At 35.9% G+C, this 19,808-nt stretch carries 13 protein-coding genes; 11 read left to right on the top strand and 2 right to left on the bottom strand.

The genetic code is table 11. The annotated features are described in order from the left end of the window. Positions 1-144 precede the first annotated feature (144 nt). The 5 genes from ACN6MT_RS22890 to ACN6MT_RS22870 all read left to right on the top strand — a co-directional run bounded on the left by ACN6MT_RS22890 (position 145) and on the right by ACN6MT_RS22870 (position 9,717). Positions 145-1,770, top strand: coding sequence for a M20/M25/M40 family metallo-hydrolase (locus tag ACN6MT_RS22890; RefSeq protein WP_419956512.1), 1,626 nt, complete (start codon positions 145-147; stop codon positions 1,768-1,770). Positions 1,771-2,189: 419 nt separating this feature from the next. Further along, positions 2,190-2,837 (top strand): DNA-3-methyladenine glycosylase, encoded by a 648-nt coding sequence (locus ACN6MT_RS22885; RefSeq protein WP_419888200.1) that lies wholly within the window; start codon positions 2,190-2,192, stop codon positions 2,835-2,837. 135 nt (positions 2,838-2,972) lie between these two features. Further along, positions 2,973-4,376 carry a threonine synthase gene (gene thrC / locus ACN6MT_RS22880; protein ID WP_419888199.1) on the top strand — a complete coding sequence of 468 codons (1,404 nt, stop codon included), beginning with the start codon at positions 2,973-2,975 and terminating at the stop codon, positions 4,374-4,376. A gap of 195 nt (positions 4,377-4,571) precedes the next feature. After that, positions 4,572-7,091: a GH39 family glycosyl hydrolase gene (locus ACN6MT_RS22875; protein ID WP_419888198.1), complete on the top strand. Its 2,520-nt coding sequence runs from the start codon at positions 4,572-4,574 to the stop codon at positions 7,089-7,091. A 430-nt stretch (positions 7,092-7,521) separates the two neighbouring features. Beyond that, positions 7,522-9,717, top strand: coding sequence for a glycoside hydrolase family 3 N-terminal domain-containing protein (locus ACN6MT_RS22870; protein ID WP_419888197.1), 2,196 nt, complete (start codon positions 7,522-7,524; stop codon positions 9,715-9,717). Between the two features lie 248 nt (positions 9,718-9,965). Here ACN6MT_RS22870 and ACN6MT_RS22865 read toward each other — a convergent pair whose 3' ends face one another. Continuing rightward, positions 9,966-10,358: a C-glycoside deglycosidase beta subunit domain-containing protein gene (locus ACN6MT_RS22865; RefSeq protein WP_419888196.1), complete on the bottom strand. Its 393-nt coding sequence runs from the start codon at positions 10,356-10,358 to the stop codon at positions 9,966-9,968. Position 10,359: 1 nt separating this feature from the next. Beyond that, entirely contained in the window at positions 10,360-11,379 is a 1,020-nt protein-coding gene (locus tag ACN6MT_RS22860; RefSeq protein ID WP_419888195.1) for a sugar phosphate isomerase/epimerase family protein, read from the bottom strand. Between the two features lie 353 nt (positions 11,380-11,732). Here ACN6MT_RS22860 and ACN6MT_RS22855 point away from each other — a divergent pair, with 353 nt between their 5' ends. From ACN6MT_RS22855 to ACN6MT_RS22830, 6 genes are all read left to right on the top strand, one after another. Further along, positions 11,733-12,521, top strand: coding sequence for a sugar phosphate isomerase/epimerase family protein (locus tag ACN6MT_RS22855; protein ID WP_419888194.1), 789 nt, complete (start codon positions 11,733-11,735; stop codon positions 12,519-12,521). A 19-nt stretch (positions 12,522-12,540) separates the two neighbouring features. After that, positions 12,541-13,635, top strand: a complete 1,095-nt coding sequence (locus ACN6MT_RS22850) for a Gfo/Idh/MocA family protein (RefSeq protein WP_419888193.1) — start codon at positions 12,541-12,543, stop codon at positions 13,633-13,635. 11 nt (positions 13,636-13,646) lie between these two features. After that, positions 13,647-13,766, top strand: a complete 120-nt coding sequence (locus ACN6MT_RS22845) for a sporulation histidine kinase inhibitor Sda (protein WP_419888192.1) — start codon at positions 13,647-13,649, stop codon at positions 13,764-13,766. A 382-nt stretch (positions 13,767-14,148) separates the two neighbouring features. Continuing rightward, on the top strand, positions 14,149-15,546 hold the full coding sequence (locus ACN6MT_RS22840) for an MFS transporter (RefSeq protein ID WP_419888191.1): 1,398 nt from the start codon (positions 14,149-14,151) through the stop codon (positions 15,544-15,546). Between the two features lie 67 nt (positions 15,547-15,613). Further along, complete coding sequence (locus ACN6MT_RS22835) at positions 15,614-18,289, top strand: sugar-binding domain-containing protein (protein WP_419888190.1); 2,676 nt, start codon at positions 15,614-15,616, stop codon at positions 18,287-18,289. A gap of 560 nt (positions 18,290-18,849) precedes the next feature. Next, a complete protein-coding gene (locus tag ACN6MT_RS22830; RefSeq protein WP_419888189.1) occupies positions 18,850-19,755 on the top strand; it encodes a sugar phosphate isomerase/epimerase family protein in 906 nt (301 codons plus the stop codon). The last annotated feature ends 53 nt before the right edge of the window (positions 19,756-19,808 follow it).

The following is a 19,808-nucleotide window of genomic DNA, read 5'->3' as shown; positions in this document are numbered from 1 at the left end:
AACAATGGTGACACAAAACATGGGTGACAGGCACCGCTCGTGGACAGTGTCCATCTGAGGTGGACACTTCCACCCCTGAGGTGGACACTGCCTCAGATTTGTCGGGCACTCATATATGGAATATTGGTAAAGGGGAATAGAATGATGGAACAACTTAGGTGGGGAACACCGGATAGACTGCGGAGTTTATTGTGTGAACTGGTGAGCTGGAAGAGTATGACGTTAACAGAGGGGGAGCGGGAGTTTCCTTTCAAGATTCAGGCGAAACTTCAGGAGCTTAAGTATTTTCAAGAGAATCCTGACCATTTGGGTCTTTATGAGGCTGATTTGGGCCGGCGATTCTTAACGGGGTTATATAAGAATACCTCTTCGAAGGAAACGATTGTTTTACTGAGTCATTTTGATACGGTAAACACTGAAGAGTATGGGGACCTTGAGGAGTACGCCTATCAGCCCGAAGAATTGACGAAATTACTTTTAAATAGAGTTGATGAACTGTACGGAGACGCACATAGGGATCTCCTATCTGGTGAATATTTATTTGGACGGGGCACAATGGATATGAAGATGGGACTGGCAATGCATATGGGGTTATTGGAAAAAGCAACGGTTGAGAAATGGCCGATAAATCTGCTCCTACTCACAGTCCCTGACGAAGAGGTAAATTCAACTGGTATGCGTGCCGCTGTAACGAAACTGCTTGAATTAAAGGATCAACATAATCTTAGCTATAAACTTTTCCTAAACGGTGAGCCGGTATTTACCCAAGAACCGGGTGACAGAAGCTTTTATGTATATTCCGGTTCCATTGGGAAGATTATGCCATCAGCGCTTTTTTATGGAAAAGAAACACATGTTGGCGAACCACTCAGTGGCATGACTGCGCCCTATATTGCTTCTTTTTTAACTCAGAGAATGGATTGGAATTTGCTGATGCAAGAAAAAGTAAATGGCGAAACTACACCACTGCCTGTTACCCTTCAGCAGAAAGATTTAAGATTGGAATACTCCGCTCAAACGCCTTTTCGTTCAGCAGCATTATATAATGTGTTTCTAATGAAGCGAAATGCTGACGAAATTATGGAATTATTTGAAAAAGTTGCCATAGGTGCTGCAAAAGCCTGCAATCAATCATATAAAGAGGTTTGTTTGAAGCACTCTGTGGAGCCCGTTGGCGAAGTCCGTGTTTTGCGTTACGACGATTTACACACACATGCTATCCGTAAATTCGGAGTCGATTTTGTGGAGGAATTAAAGGCTCAAGTTCAGGGAAATCCAAACTGGGATGACCGTGAAAAATCCATACGAATAGCAGACAGTCTGATGATTGAATGTCAGGAGCTGGCACCAGCAATCGTTTTACTTTTTGCACCTCCTTATTATCCGGCAGTTAATTCATCCGATGATGACCTAGTTAAGAGCTGTGTCCAGTTTGTTAGGGAAGAAGGACTGGAAAAATTTAATTTACCTGTAAAACAGGTTCATTATTTTAATGGAATCAGTGATTTAAGCTATGTTAACTATCAAGATGAAGGGGAAGGGTGGACTGCATTTAAAGCAAATACACCCGTTTGGGGTAGCAGTTACAGTATACCTTTTGACGCTATGACCGAGCTTCGGGCACCTGTCCTAAATGTCGGTCCGTTTGGCAAAGATGCTCATAAAAGGACAGAAAGACTGCATATTAAAAGCGCCTTTCAAGAAGTACCGGCTCTAGTAGAGGATATGATAAAAATGATCATTAAAAGCATGTGTCAATCTGTTCATTGATTTAAAAACTGACACCTTCCGTGCAGGAAGGTGTCTTTCATCATTTCACTGGATTTAGTATTTAGCCTCTGTTATGATTCAATGTTAATTTTCGTTTAGGTATGAGAATTCAAAGGCGGAGAATTTCCGGTTAATGTTTAAGGGGAAGCTTAAGAAGCAGATATAACCGGAGATATTACGGTTAACTGATCTAGATGAGACAAAATCTAAAGAATTGGCTCATATAAACGGAAAAGCTCCCCTTATTTATAAGGTAATATGGGTATTTCCCAACTTAGCCGGAAATTTTTCGCTTATTTTTCAAATACAGTTAATTCACATCAACTTTAACCAAGCTATAATTTAAAATAAATTTCATACTTTAATTCTCCGAAATAAGGGTAAACCAAAAAGAAAATCATTCATACGGAGGCAGCAGTATGGGAGAAATTCCAAAAGAAATTATTCCACTATCTCATGATTTTTATGAACAGCCTACTCTAGAATTGTCAAAGGCATTGCTCGGGTGCCTTCTAGTTAAAGAAACTGAACAGGGTATGGCTGCAGGATATATTGTAGAAACAGAGGCCTATATTGGTCCTGGTGACAGGGCTGCGCACAGTTACAATAATCGGCGGACAGGAAGGACGGAGGTCATGTTCCACCGTTCAGGACTTACCTATACCTATCTTATGCATACCCATTGCCTTTTCAATGTGGTCAGCGGTGGTGAAGAAAATCCAGAGGCTGTATTGGTCCGTGCCTTAGAACCACGTTATGGGATTGAATTGATGAAAAGCCGAAGAGGGATTAAAGATATAACAAATCTGACCAATGGTCCTGGAAAACTGACTAAATCAATGGGGATTACCATGGAGGACTATGGCAGCTCACTTACACTTCCACCTTTATACATAGCTAAAGGTTTTTGTCCGGAGAGTATATCAGTTGGAAAAAGGATTGGAATTGACAAATCTGGTGAAGCCAAAGATTATCCATGGCGCTTCTGGATTACCCATAATAAATTTGTTTCAAGACATCAAAAATCTGAATATGAAATAAAAATCAAAAATAGTAACAATTATTGAAAATTAAAACAATAATTTCTAGACTATTCACTCAATTATGTTAAAATGAAATTTATATTTTAGCACTTTAAAAGGATACAATCTCAGACTTCAAAACTGAAGCAATAAAACTTTTAATATATACAGGAGGCAGCTATGAACTTTGTAAGTACACGCGGAAATGTAAGTAAAATTGGGTTTATCGACACAGTCTTAATGGGACTAGCAAATGATGGGGGACTATTAGTACCAGAGAAAATCCCACAAATTCCTGCAGAAAAGTTAGAATCTATGTCCAATCTTACGTATCAAGAATTAGCATTCGAAATCTTTTCTTATTATGTAGATGGTGAAATTCCAGACAATGAGTTGAAAGAATTAATCGAGAAAAGCTATGCAACCTTTCGTCACCCAGATGTAACGCCTGTTCAAAAGTTGAAGGATAATATGTATGTTTTAGAACTATTCCACGGACCGACATTTGCTTTTAAAGATATTGCACTGCAATTCTTAGGGAATTTATATTCTTATGTATCCAAGAAGACAGGGGAGTCGATTCATATTCTCGGTGCTACTTCAGGGGATACCGGTGCCTCTGCGATTGAAGGTGTCAGAGGAAAGGAAGGCATTCGTATTTGTATTTTGCACCCATACGGCAAAGTAAGTAAGGTACAAGAATTACAAATGACGACCGTCGATGATAAAAGTGTGTTGAATTTAGCCATTAAAGGAACATTTGATGATGGCCAAAGAATTATTAAAGAATTGTTCGCAGATGTAGAGTTTAAAAACAAATACCATATGCGCGCAATCAATTCCATTAACTTTGTTCGAATCATGGCGCAAACGGTTTATTATTTCTATTCGTATTTCCAAGTAAAAAAACAGTCCGATGTAAATACGATTAACTTTAGTGTGCCAACTGGTAATTTTGGAGACATCTTTGCTGGTTATCTTGCAAAGAAAATGGGTCTCCCGATTGGTAAACTCATTGTGGCTACGAATGAGAATAATATACTAGAAAATTTCATTCATGATGGAGTGTACAAGCCAGGTGAATTCCGCAGTACATTCAGCCCTTCCATGGATATCCAAGTAGCCAGCAATTTTGAGCGCTATCTATATTATCTGCTTGGAGAAGATCCAAAGGCCGTGTCGGACTTAATGGAAAGCTTTAAAGTAGAAGGAAAAATTGTTGTTAGCGGCGATCTGCTCCATAAAGTGCAAGAGGATTTTGCAGCACATGGAGTAAATGGCGAAGAATGCTTACAAACGATCAGTAAGTACAATTCAGAAACTAGTTATTTATTAGACCCACATACGGCGTGTGGGGTAGCTGCATACGAAAACTGTAATAATACGAATGAGATCTGTGTCACTCTTGCCACTGCTCATCCAGCGAAATTTAATGAATCCATTGAGCGTTGTCAGATTCAACAGACATTCCCTGAACAAATCAACCAATTGTTTAATAAACCACAGTATCTTGAAGTTGTAGAAGCTGATAAGGATGAAATCGTTCAGCATTTAGAAAAACTTTTTAGTCTTACTGAAAAATAGAAACGAAAATTTGCGCACCTTCCGGACAGGAGGGTACGCATTTTTATTTTTTCAAACAAAAAGCAACATACCTACGGTTCATGTACATAATATTTAAATGAAATTTAAATATTTCGTCGAATTTTAAAATATTAATGTGATATATTTAAAAATAGTAGTTTTTAAAAGTATAGCTTTTTTATGGAGGGGATGGAATTGGTTGGTTCACATACTTTCCAATCTTCAATAGATTCGAAGTTAGTAACGATTTCAGTGATGAGCAACAAGAGTAACCTGGAACATGCCCATAGAGAAATAGAATTGATTTATATGATTAAGGGTAATTTACAGGTCAAAGTTAACAATAAAATTTTTCAAATGAAAAGTTCTGATTTTGTATTGGTGAATTCTAATGAATTTCATTCTTTCCAGTCTGATGAAGATAATTTATGTGTTGTGTTTCATTTTAATTACTTTGAGATAGGTTCCCTTCTTGGGCAAAAAAATTTATTGTTTATATGTAATTCGACCGAACACGACCATTCTGCCAATCGTGAATTAAGATTAGTCATTGAAGACTTACTCTCTGTTTATATGAAGGTAAACGATTTTTCACAAGTGGAATTTCTTGAAAAAACTTATAAATTTATATCAACTCTTAGGATGAATTATTTAAAGAATCAAAATCAAATGTTGCTTAATACGTCAATCAAAGGTCAAAATGATCGATTATCGGAAATTGTTGATTACCTTCAAAGCAATTATCGAGAGCCTCTATCGTTAGAAGAAGTAGCAAGTATCCATTATCTCTCAATTCCTTATTTATCTAAATATTTTAAAAAACAAACAGGAAAAACTTTTTCTCAATACTTGAATGAAATTCGTTTAGCCCATGCAGTTAACGAATTAGTAAACTCTGACAAACCAATAACAAGGATTGCATTAGATAATGGATTTCCAAATTTAGCTTCATTTAATAGAGTTTTTAATGACAGCTACGAGTTAAAACCGGTTGAATACAGAAAACAAATGTCAGGTAAAACAGAGAGACAAGAGTCTTCAAATGTTATTAGTAATCTAGAAACCAATGAAGCACTAACCGAACTACGCGATTATCTTAGAAGTACTGTGGAAAAAAGTGACCAATCAATTCCTGAATCCAGAAGTAATATGGAAACAGAACTTGTTAAAATTGGAAAAACAGATGCTTTTATAAAGTATTGGAATCGATTACTTAATATTGGATATGCAAAAGATTTATTGAATTCTGATATGCAAGAGCAAATTACCCTTCTACAATCGGAATTCGGTTTTACCTACGCGAGATTTTGGGGATTGTTTGGAGACGATATGCTGCTAGAGGATCGCTCTAGGGGAACGATCACTTACAATTTTTCAAATGCAAACAAATTATTAGATTTTCTAATTAAAAATAAGTTAAAACCGTTTATTGAAATGGGGCCGAAACCAAAAATCATTCAAAAAGGGATTGGAGAAACCCTTGTCATCCAAACGATAAGCAGTGAAAGGACATTGTCCGAATGGCATAATCTTGTGACGGCGTTTTTACTGCAATGTATTGAACGTTATGGTATTGAAGAAGTCGAGACCTGGTATTTTGAATTATGGCGGCCAATGGATGAGCTTAACAGTAAAGCAGAGGAAGAAAAAGATTTCCTAGCAAAAATGAAAAATAATCAAAATCCTAAATTTGGTGAATATTTTAAAATATTTAGTGAATTTAAAAAGACTGCGCAAGAACTGGTTCCTGGAGCAAAGATAGGCGGATGTGGTTTAAGCATGGATTTAGAAGGTGACAAGTTAGATTCCTTACTGGATCAATGGAAACAAGAAGATATTCAGCCTGACTTTCTCTCAATTTATCTTTATCCAATAGAAATAGATCGTGAAAAATATCGGGTTCCAATTAAGAATTTACATTCAACGGATCCTCATTATGTGTTGAACAAGTTAAATGATGTGAGAAAATCTTTGAAAAAAACAGGGTTTGAGAATTTAGAACTAAACGTTACCGAATGGAATATCTCCATCTCTAATCGTAATTATCTTAATGATAGCAGCTTTAAAGCGTCCTATATGGTAAAAAATATTGTTGAGAATTTGAATCAAAATCACGTGAAAATGTTGGGATACTGGTTAAGTTCTGATATTTTTAGTGATTTTCGAGATTCGAAAAACATCCTTCATGGCGGTGCCGGGCTGTTGACCAAAAATGGCATTAAGAAACCGAGTTACCATGCATTTGTCCTATTAAAGCAATTAGGTGAAATTCTAGTCGCAAAAGGCGACAATTATATTGTTACTAAAAAATCCGGGGATCGCTATCAAGTATTATGTTATAACTATAAACATTTCAATTATTCTTATTACTTACATCCTGAAGGTAGTACAGGAATAGATGAGCAATATGATATTTTCGAAAACAAAGAGACTTTAAACCTTTCATTGGAATTACAAGGTATTACTAATGGGAGATATCGTGTAAAAGAACTGAGACTAAATCGGGATCATGGCAGTGTGCTAGATGAATGGTTGAAATTTGGCGCTGTGGATGACATAAAACCGGATGAAGTGGATTATTTTAAACAAATCTGTGTTCCTTATATGAAAGTAGAGCATTACCTTGTTGAAAATCATTCCATTGTTTTGAAGGGGGAACTTCAACCCCATGAAGTACGGTTATTTGAGTTTAATTTACTATTTGGCGAAAGGTAATTTAAGTACTATAAAAAAATGCTAAAAAATCATACCTAGGCTCCATTGCCTATAGGAAACATTAAATATTTTATTTAAAATGAGTGTCAATTCGTATATGAATTTTGACGCTCATTTTTTATTGTTGTAAAGGGTTTTCACGGCATGTCACCTAAAACTAATATACGAAAGGTTAATTTTATTATTGTTTTTTTAACCACTTAACAAGATGATTATAGGATTGGTTAAAAATTGTATGAGTAAAGGGTTAATTTCAAGCAATCTTTTTCGTGGGTAATTAAATATAATAACAATTGTAACCGGTGGCTTCATAGAGGACTTTTAATAAGAAATTTTTTGAGCGGTATAAAAGGTTGTCAACTCAAATGGAACAACACTATAAATCTCTTATAAAGGCTACAGTTAATCAAATTAAAGTGGAGGTTTTTGAATGGTTAGCTTAACCCAAGTACAAAAAAATAAAGTACAAGAAATTGTGAGCATGATGTCATTAGAGGAAAAAATTGGGCAAATGAACCAGGCTTCTGTTTCCATTGTTGGTGGATTCGATGTTCCGTTTGAAGAACTAATTGAAATGTTAACAGATGGTCGGATTAGCCAAGGTGAATTTACAAAAATTATGGAAAGTGCTGAACAAGACTATCATGAGGAAGATATCCGTCTAGGAAGAGTTGGTTCCATCATGCTGCAAGATGCTAAGAAGGCAAATGAACTGCAGAAAATTGCAATGGAAGAAAGTCGTCTTGGTATTCCACTTATTATCGGATTAGACGTTATACATGGATTTCGCACAGTGTTTCCGATAGCTCTAGCAGAAGCGTGTTCTTTTGATAGTGATTTATTTTTAAGAACTGCAAGAATGGCGGCCAAGGAATCTAGATTGCAAGGGATTAATTGGCATTTTGCGCCAATGATCGATGTATCAAGAGATGCCAGATGGGGGAGAGTCTCTGAAGGACCTGGAGAAGACCCATTTCTGGTTTCAGAATTTGCTAAAGCTAAAGTAAAAGGTCTCCAAGGAGATACTTCCAGTCCAATGAATTATGTAGCAGCCTGTTTAAAGCATTTTGTGGCCTATGGTGCAGCAGAGTCAGGGAGAGATTATAATACCACGAGTATGTCAACTTCTTTATTACATAATGTCTATTTGGCACCATTCAAAGCTGCTGTAAATGAAGGTGCAGCAACTGTTATGGCAGCTTTTAATGATTTAAATGGTGTGCCTTGTACTGTCAATAGTGAAATTTTAAGAGATATATTAAAAAGAGAATATGGTTTTAGTGGATTTGTTGTAAGTGATGCAAATGGGATAAGAGAATGTGTATCACATGGAATAGCTATTAATGACCAAGATGCTGGTTTACAGGCAGTAAATGCTGGTATAGATATGGATATGGGTACAGGTATTTATAGTTCCTATTTATCCCAATTAGTAAAAACAGGTGAGCTTGATGAACGTATAATTAATGAAGCTGTAGAGAGAATTTTATCAACAAAAATGTGGTTAGGTCTATTTGATAATCCATATGTCAATCTTGAAGATCGAATGGATCCTATTCCTAGTGAACATATTCAATTAGCTCTTGAATCAGCAAAAAAGTCTATCGTTTTGCTGAAAAATGAAAATAATATTCTGCCACTAAATAGAGAACAGAAGATTAGTATCATTGGAGAACTTGCAGACAAGTCTTCTGAAGTTGTTGGTGCATGGTCAATTAGTTGGAAAGAGGAAGATTGTGTATCCATTTTAGATGGACTGAAACAAAATAGTGATAATATTAGATATTTCCAAACAGGAGGACTAACTGAGCCAATTAATGAAGAAGAGCTAAAACATGCGTTAGATTTTGGAGATGTCATTGTTGCAGTAGTTGGTGAAACTGTAAACATGTCCGGTGAAGCAGCTTCTAGATCGAATATCGAACTTCCAGGAGACCAGAAAAAACTTTTAAAAATGGTGAAGACATCCAATAAACCACTAGTTGCTATAGTAATGAATGGGCGTCCATTGGCGTTGGAGTGGGAAGCTGAAAATATTGATGCGATAGTAGAAACATGGCATCTTGGTATTCAAATGGGCAATGCTGTGTCAGATATCATTTTTGGCTTAACAAATCCAAGTGGTAAATTGTCAGTATCAATCCCAAGGGTAACAGGTCAATGCCCAGTTTATTATAATCACCCTAATACAGGGAGACCTGGAGGTAAAAGTAAGTTTACTTCTAAATATATCGATGTAAATAACGATGTTTTGTATCCATTTGGGTTTGGATTATCTTATACCAGTTTCAATTATACGAATCTAAATGTTACTGAGAAAAATGATTTATTGGCTATTGGAGTCGAAATAACGAATACTGGAAAGAGACAAGGAGAGGAAATTGTGCAGCTTTATGTTAGAGATAGGGTTGCTTCCATTGTTAGACCAGTAAAAGAGTTAAAAGGATACAAAAAGATTTCACTAGAACCAGGTGAGTCCCAAATAATAGAGTTTAATCTACCAAAAAATAATCTTGGCTTCTATGATAACAATGGAGATTATAGACTAGAAAGTGGAGAATTCAGTATTTATGTTGGAAAAAGCAGTGCAGATTGCTTGAGCCAAACGATTAACATAAATTTTTAAATAACTAATTTCAAAAAGTAGTACGATGATGCCATAAAATCAAAGAGAAAACATCTCTTTGAATTTATGGTTTTTTGTTATATATATGATCGTAGATGAAGCAAAATTGGGGCTATGCTATATTTCTATACAAAAAGCACCGCAAAAGCGGTGCAAATGGATGTGCATTTTACTATACATTTTAGTTGAAAATCGCGTTTTCCGATAAAGAAAATGAAACCCGTTAAAAAATCAATACTATCATTTTATTAACCTACTTCGACAGTCCTAATTTTACGTCCTGCTAAGGGTACAGGTATATAGGCAGTACGAACAACTACATCTAAAGCGATCTCATGACTTCCTGTGGATAAACCACCATCTTTAAGAACTCTTACGGTTAACGGTTCTCCATATTCCCATTTATAGGATGTGACAGTTTCCATTTCTTCTAACGTAAACCAATCGACCTCATCAATAGAACAAATAATATGTTCACGTGCAATCTTTTCACCATCTACTTCAACACCAATATCATTGACCATGGAAAGGGGAATACCTCGATAATAAGTAATATTAGTCTTCAGCTCAAACCCAGTAATATGACCTTCTTCTACGATATTTCTACAAGTATTCTCAAGGAAAACATTATTATCAAACATATTAATATACCTCCTGACCTTCTAATTCTTTAATTACGCTTCGAATAAGCTTCTGATGTGCTAAAACCTGCTCTTTTTCCTTCATTGGGTGTCCAGGAAGCACCCAGCGGTTTCCTTCATATTCGGTAGAAACATAACCATCGTAGCCTTTATCATGTAAATATTGAAGAATGCCTTTATAATCAATTGAAAATTCTTCTCCCGTTTCCGTCATTTCAAAAAGCTTAAAGTGGAAATGCTTAATATAAGGCAAATATTCATCTAAAACGCTGAAAGGCTCATTTTCATATCCATCTGCCATATGGGCAAAGAAGTAATCAGCATCCGATTTTAAAAGTTGTTTCAATTCTGCAGGGAATCCATCATTTGCTAGATATACTTTTCTAGGATCTTTTCCTTGCTCGAAAATATGATTGATATAATCAATTACTTCTTGACTTGTTCCTAAATGCTTACAATATTCAGCCATTACTCTTGGTAGCCTTCTACAAAAAATACCCGTATCAATCACAAGACCTACATATGGTGAATTTAATCTCTTCATCTCTTTGATAAAATCTTGTGTTTTCTTTACGTCGAAACTCAAGCCTGCATGGATCTCAAGTGCTAAAGTGACATTATATTTTTCAGCATATGGCAATAATGGTTCGATTACAAAAGCGGGGACCATTGACACCAAACGAATCAACTTAATACCTAATCGACTTGCAAGTTTAATTTCTTCTATTAGTAAATCTACACACTCTTTTTTCGTTAATTCACGATTTTTGTATAAGTTTGTATTTAAGAAGACGTCAGCAATCACTGGCTTCATTTTATAGGTAGAAACTAATCGATCCCATTCTGCTAACGTTTGTTCCGAAGGATGTGGTGCGTTATGCATCATCTGATCGGGAATGATTTCAATTCCTTCAACGGAATTCTCTGCCAAAAATTTGAAGATATCCTCAAGGCTCATACGCTTATTTAAATACTCATCCTGCAAACTATACAAACTTACGCATGTTTTTAATTTGCTCATTAAAAAATCTCCCTTCGTTTTTTCTTATTTAATGTGTTTTACATATGTATCATAACCTGTGTTTTTCCTCATTCCTTTTCATTAATTATCTTAGTAGATAGATATTTTCGTCTCATTTTCGTTTCTTACGCTTCAAACTGAATTAAGGTTAATAATTGAGTGTAAATTTTTAACCTCAATTTCGTAAAGGTTTTTAAAATAAAACAAAATGAATAAAAAACTTGCAACAAAGTGGTTAATTGGTGGAGAGAAGAGAATAAGGCGACCGTTTAAAATGAAATTGTAAGCGAAACTCAAAAACATTTTGTTAAATAGATTGTAAGTCCAACCAATTAAGGAAAGAGGTCTTAATCATGATGCAACTAGGAATAATAGCTACACCGACAGAAGAAAGTTTTCAACGGGCAAAGGAAAAAGGACTCGATTTTATTGAGGTATGTGTAAATGAAGGGCAAGATGTAGATGCCTTTTATCGTAATCGAGAGAATTTACTAAAATGGAAAAATGAATACAGTGTATCCGTTCAATCAATCGGCAGATGGAAATCGTTACGCATAGATGATAAGGGAAGTGTGATTGAAGAAGAAGTAGAGAGATGTTTTCGATTAATAGATGTTGCAAGTGAATTAGGATGTACCAATTTTGTAAGTGGATGTAATTATGTTGACGAGTTATCTTTTTATGAAAACTGTACAGCAGCGATAAATTTTTTCTCACTGCTGATTGACTATGCGAAACCAATAGGGGTAAAAATCTCCACTTACAATTGCCGTAAAGTAAACTATGTTAATACTCCTGAGGTTTGGAAGATCGTTCATGGCCATTTAAAAGACCTAGGAATCAAATTTGACCCTTCTCACAGCCGATATTTTGGCGGAGATTACCTACAGGAAACCCTTGATTGGGGAGAACGTTTTAACCACGTTCATTTAAAAGGATCCATGATGATAAATGGTCAAAGAGTCGATGATCCGCCTGCAGGGCTGGATCAGACGGATTGGAAAACATTCATTTCATTATTAAGGGTCAAAGGATATTCCGGCGGTCTAAGTATTGAACCCCATTCACCAGTTTGGACAGGGGAACTAGGCGAAAAGGGAATCGACTATACAATTGAGTACATGAGGAAGCTTATCTTTTAAAGAAGAAGGAGAGGTATAGATGAATAATCGGAAATTAAGATATGGATTAATTGGAGCTGGAAGTAATGCGGAGAGAAAACATTTAAATAATTATATGAATCTCCCTAATGTGGAATTCGTTTCTATCTGTGATGTGAATATAGAGAATGCTGATAGATTAGCAAAAAAGTATCATATTGATAAGGTTTATAGTAATTATGAAGAGATGTTGGACAAAGAAAAATTAGATCTTGTAAGTGTTTGTACTCCGAACTTTCTTCACGCAGAAATTACAATTTATGCTCTTTTAAAGGGAGTAAATGTACACTGTGAAAAACCTTTAGCCGTTAATTCAAAAGAAGCACAAAAAATTGTAGAGGCAAAGAATAAGTCTGGGAAAAAGGTAATGGTCGGGCTAAATAACCGTTTTACAAATGAAGCTGTTTATTTAAAGAAGTATATCGACGAGGGTTTATTGGGAGAAATCTATCATGCAAAAGCTGGATGGATTAGAAGAAGTGGAATTCCCGGGAGAGGCACCTGGTTCACGAATAAAGATTCTGCAGGCGGCGGAGTAATGATCGATTTAGGAGTTCATTATCTAGATTTAGCATTATATCTTATGGGGATGCCAGAACCGTCATATGTAACTGGAGCCACATACAATAATTTTGATTATACGACTACGCGTAATCGCAATGGTTATAAAGGAAATCCAAATGGAATCTTTAATGTTGAGGATTCTGCGCTCGGATTTATTGGCCTTAAAAACGGTGCAACACTTAATTTCGAATTCAGCTGGGCTTCCAATATTGAAAAAGACAAACAGTATATAGAGATACTAGGAACAAAAGGTGGAGTTTCTCTTATTAATGGTGAGTTAAAGATTCATTCAGAATTATTGGATACCTGTGTTGATATCTCTCCAATTCTAAATCCAAATATAAAATTAATGAATGAGTTTGAACATTTCATCAATAGTATCCTTTCTGGGGCACCATTAATGGCACCTGCTGAGCATGGAGTTTACACATTGGAAATTATTGATCGTTTTTATCAAGCAGCAAAAGGAAACGAACCTGTTTTTTTCGAAAAGAATAATAATAAATTTTTATTACTATCTTCGTCATTTTGAGGTGTTTTTTAATGGAAAGATTATCAGATTATAAATTGATAGAAACTTACAATAAAGCAAAGGAATTAAATCTTAACCCAGATTTTATCAGAATACTAGAAACTGAAATGTATCATAGATCATTACTATAGTTTTAAGCTATGTCTCTTAGCCTGATTAGCAAAAATAACAATCTTTATCATATGCAGCCATTAACAAATGTTATATGGCTGCATTTTTTTATTCTCCTAAGTTAATTTTTTATATGTTAAAATAGCTAGAAATACTATTCAGATGTTGTTTACTAGGTTTAGTTTTCTGAAATTTTAAACAAAAGGTTAAGGATTACATCTTAATTATTATCCTATTAATAATGAAAGCCCTTTAATAATGAAAGAGGTTAAAATATAAGAGTTATATGTTTAATAATATGAAGGCGTTTGCATAGTAGGTAAGTTACTATAATTTTAACAGTAGCTACTGAGATAAAGAGATACACAATATGAGTCAATACTTATTTATAGGAGGAAAAGTATGGCAAATGCAGTGGTTCAGCAAACAAATGATTTCGTTACTCCTCAGAAAAATGAAAAGCTTAGTTTTTCAACCAAGTTAAGTTATGGTTTTGGAGAGTTTTCCGCGAGTGTTGTATGGAGTTTAGCGTCATCCTATTTATTGTTCTTTTATACGGATGTTTTCGGTATCGCAGGTGGTGTAGCGGCTATCATTTTACTGGTAGCAAGGGTATGGGATTGTTTCGTAGATCCAATTCTCGGCTTAGTAATGGAACGTACGAAAAGCAAACATGGACGTTTTAGACCATATGTCCTTTACGGTGCAATTGCACTTTGTGCACTAAATATTATGACTTTTTACACCCCGGACCTGCCAATGACAGGCAAAATCATTTATGCTGGAGTCACATATTTATTATTAGGTACTGTTCACTCAGTAGTAAATGTTCCATACGGAGCATTAGCAACTGTTATGACCAGGGATACAAATGAGAGAACAAATTTAAACTCTTTTAGAGGAGTGTTTGGACAGTTTGCTGGTATTTTAACCGGTGCTGCTGTAATGCCTTTAATCACATTATTAGGTAACGGAAACCAACAAAACGGTTTCTTCTTCGCAGCGATTGTATTATCAGTAGTCTCTGCTCCACTTTTATACTTAACTTTTAGAAACTGTAAGGAAGTTATTGAACCTGTTAAAGAAGAAAGACCAACCATCAAAGATTCATTGAAAGCTGTAAGTTCTAATAAACCGTTAATGTTAATCTTAGCAAATCTTTTCACCGTGTTGGTTGGATTATTTGGACGAATTGGTACATTAACATACTACTGTATCTATGTATTGCATCGCCCAGATTTAATCGCAGTTCTATTTACTTTATTATCAGTCTGTGGAGCTGTTGGAGCTATCAGCCTTCCTTTCTTTGCAAAGTTTATGGAAAAGAAAACAATCATGATTCTTGGTACCACCATTACAGGGTTAGCTTTTATCGCCATGTACTTTACACCTGCAACTAGTATTTCCATGATTATTGTATGGACGATTATTGCAAGTTTACCAATTGGTTTCGCCAGCCCAATGGTTTTCAGTATGGTTGGTGACTGTATTGATGAACACCAAGTAAAAACGGGTATTCGAGCTGATGGTGCTATTTATTCCGTAACTAGTCTTTCAACTAAAATTGCAAGCGCTATCGTCGGAGCGGCAGCAGCTGCTATTCTTGGGGCAATTGGTTACGTTGCTAACGCTGAACAAACCCCTGAAGTTGTAAACGGAATTAACGTGTTAGTAAACCTAGCACCTGGTATCATATTTATCCTATCAACGATTCCTATGTATTTTTATAAAATTTCTAAGGCAAGAGCTATGGAAAATACAGAGGAATTAATAAGAAGACAAAGTCAATTATTAAATTAATCACTCAAGCTAATAAGCTGCACAAATTGTGCAGCTTATTAAGCTATTATCTATTGGAGGTTTCATCATGGTTAATACGTTAGATACGTTAAATCTTAACAACGAAAATTATATTCTCCCTTTTCTTTGGATGAGAGGGGAAGAAGAAAATGTCATAAGAGAGGAAATTGCTAGAATTTATGAATGTGGAATTAAAGGAATTTGTGTAGAAGCAAGACCGCATCCTGATTTTTCTGGACCAGGCTGGTGGCATGATTTAGATATTGTTATGGAAGAGGCAAAGCAGCGAGGCATGCGGGTTTGGGTGTTAGATGATGCCCATTTTCCAACCGGTTATGCGAATGGGTTAATCGAAAAGAAATATCTGAATCGTAAGAAAACCTATATTAACTATAATACTCTAGATATCTTAGGGGCACAAAACGAGGTAAGTGTACATATTTCGCCAATGTTAAAACCAAAAAGTTCATGGCTGGATATCGGTAAACCGATCGACAAAGAAGAGCAAAAAAACAATAAGTTGCTTAGTGTCGTAGCAGCTAAGTTAGTAACAGACGGAATTATTTCAGAAGAGTTAATTGATTTAACAGACAGGGTAGAGGGCGATTTTTTAACATTTATCTTACCTGAAGGACCATGGAGACTTTTTGTGGTTTATGAAACGAAAACAGATGGCGGTAACCCGAAATACATTAATATGATTGATGAAGATTCTGTCAGCACACAGCTTGAAGCGGTATATGAACCACATTTTCAACGTTATCAAGACGAATTCGGGAAGACATTTGCGGGGTTCTTTTCTGATGAGCCGGCATTTGGTAATGTAATTGGGTTCGATTTTAATGAATCGATTGGTAGAAAGGATATGCCTTTACCTTGGAGTGAAGAAGCAAAAAATATGCTTTCAGACGCTCTTGGGGAGAAATGGGGAATGTATCTTCCATATTTATGGAGTAGTACTGATGAAATGAATCTCTGTGTTCATACTCGCTATACTTATATGGATATTGTAACTGTGTTATATGAAAAGAACTTCAGTAAACAATTAGGACAATGGTGCGAAGAACGCAATGTGGAATACATTGGTCACGTTATTGAGGATAATGATCAGCATAGCCGTCTAGGCAGCGGTGCTGGACACTTCTTTAGAGCATTGTCAGGCCAGCATATGTCGGGTATTGATGTGATTGGCGGTCAAGTGATTTTTGGCGGTGCAGGTTTAGAGAGAAGGGGAGTCTTTAAAGGAGATGGAGAATTCTATCATTATACATTAGGTAAGCTCGGTTCTTCTTATGGACATTTAGATCCTAAGAAAAAAGGAAGGACTATGTGTGAACTTTTTGGAGCTTATGGATGGAAGCTTGGGGTTAGGGATATGAAGTATATTTTGGACCACTTGATTGTCCGGGGGATCAATTATTTGGTTCCTCATGCCTTTTCTATGAGAGAGTACCCTGACTTTGATTGTCCGCCGCATTTTTATGCAAGAGGTCATAATCCGCAGTTTAAGCATTTTGCGTATCTTATGCGTTATGCTAATCGACTATGTCATATTTTTAATGGCGGTGTCCATGTTGCCCCTGCAGCTGTTTTGTATCACGGGGAAAGTGAATGGACTGGGGAATATATGAAAATGCAAAAACCAGCCAGAGTCCTGACTGAAAATCAAATTGATTTTGATTTTGTTTCGATTGATATGTTAAATGATTTAGGCTCCTATAATGGAAAAGTAGAGAGTAACGCTTTACACATAAATGGTGAAGTATTTAAATGTTTAGTGATTCCATACAGTCAATATATTACGAAAGAATTGGCTGCTTTTATTAAACATGCAAATGGCTTGGAGATTATTTTTGTAGATGGAAGGCCAGAAGGGATATCTAATGTCGTAGATGGACAGGAAGTTTCAGACCTTCTAAAGGTTGTTGAAAATTGTAAAGTAGTAGGTTTAAACGAGTTGACTTCAGTTCTTAAGGCAGAAGGGGTATTTGATATCCAATTAAGGCAGCCTTTTAAGGACTTAACGTATTATCATTATAAGAAAGAAAATGATATTTACATGTTTCAGAATGAAGCTGCTCATGAGACCTTCAGCGGAGAAATTGAATTACCAGTTGGCGAATCTGCGATTGTTTATAACGTGCTAGAAAGTACCTTTGAAAATCTTCAAGTTAAAAAAGATAACGGAAAATTTATTATTCATTTAGAGTTAAGACCATATGAATCTTGTGTGGTGATTGTTTCGAATGAAGCACACGCTGGAGAATTTAGAGATTATCGCTCGTTTTCTATGAAGTTCTCGGAATGTAGAGAAACATTAGATCTTTCTGAGGACTGGAATTATTCTTTCGTAAAGAATATCGAATATCCAAATTTCGGCGAAGTAAAACAAATGAAAGAATTAGTGCCAATTTCCAAAGAGTATCCAACTTTTACAGGTATCATAAAATACGAAAAGACAATTGAACTAGAAGAAGTTCCAAAACAAGGGATATTAACTTTCGAGAATATTTATGAAGCTGTAGAAATATGGATCAATGAAGAATATGTGGGGATGAAAGTATGTCCGCCATATGTTTTTGAAGTGGAAAACTATCTAAGGGAAGGTACAAATACCATTCGGGTAGAAGTAGCAACTACATTAGACCGAGATCGTTTCAATCATCCAGAACCACCATTTATTGTTTGGCACGACGCAATCGATCCTACGGGAATGTTTGGGAAAATAACTCTATTTTTATAGTTTGATTAACGAAAACTGCCAAAAGGTTGAAAAGTACCCTAATGAGAGACAGTAATTGTCTCCCTAGGGTACTTTTTTTGTAAGGATTGATACAGACAGCAATGAAGATTATAAGGCAATCGTGTCAGAGTGAGGGATTGATTCGAACACGACTCACACGAATTGAACGTAACCTATCCGAATGCATGCCTTATTTGGACACGACACTCTCAAAAAGAATGAAGCCTGTCCGAATGCGTGCTGGATTCGGACACGACACTCTCAAAGAGAACGAAGTGTGTCCGAATGCGTGCTGGATTCGGACACGACACTCTCAAATAAATAGAAGTCTGTCCGAATGAAGCTTAGGTATAAACACCAACCCATACCAGGTTAAAAAACACGTTGTTATTTTTAATCTCAAATTAATAAAAATGGAATCTATCAAAAAAAAAGACGAAAATCTATACCTGAATAGGTTAATTAATGAAAGGGAACATCCGCGAAAAGAGGTTAAGATATATTTGTAAGCGGAATCAATAGTTAAATTCAATAGAGGCACAGGAGGGGAAAAAGACACAATGAAACTTGGATTCAACAGCGCAATCTTAAATGAATGCAACTTTGAAGAAGTCATTGACTATGCAGCTGATAACGGATTTTCATGTGTGGAGATATGTGCATGGCCAAAGGGGAAGGCTGCTCGGAAATATGCTGGTGTTACTCATATTGACGTTGATCATTTAGATGTGGAATACATTAAAAATTATACCGAGGCAAAAGGAGTTAGAATTTCCGCTATTGCTTATTATCCCAATGCTTTAGATGCAGATCAGGAAAAAAGTGATTACTACGCAACTCATATCAAAAAATGTATCGAGGCAGCCAACAAGCTTGATATAAACATGGTAACAACCTTTATTGGAAGAGACCAAAATAAAACAGTTGAAGAAAATCTAGAAAAAATGACAGCCGTTTGGAAGCCTATTGTAGAATATGCGGAAGAACTTGGAGTGAAAATTGCCATTGAAAACTGTCCAATGTTATTTACTGCTGATGAGTGGCCTGGCGGACAAAACCTAATGACAACTCCGGCCATTTTCCGTCGGGTGTTTGAGGCTATTCCTAATAAAAACTTTGGATTGAATTTTGACCCTTCTCATTTTGTATGGCAGCAAATGGATTATATCAAGCCGATTTATGAGTTCCAGGATCGGATTTTCCACATCCACTTTAAGGATATTAAAGTGTACAAGGATCGTTTAAATGATGTGGGAATCATGGCAACGCCTCTTGAATACATCTCACCTAAACTACCAGGTCTGGGGGATGTGAATTGGGGACAATATGTATCTGCCTTAACAGATATCGGTTACCGAGGATTTGCCGTCATTGAAGTAGAGGACAAGGCATTCGAAGATTCACTTAAATCTAAAAAAGACTCTATTAAAATTAGCAAAAACTATTTGAGTCAATACTTCGCTTAAATAGATTATCAAACTATAAATCATAAATAATGAGGAAAAAGGAGAAGATACAT

Source organism: Neobacillus niacini (assembly GCF_048572935.1).
Classification (GTDB): Bacteria; Bacillota; Bacilli; order Bacillales; family Cytobacillaceae; genus Neobacillus; species Neobacillus niacini.
This window is presented reverse-complemented; position numbering and strand designations above follow the sequence as displayed.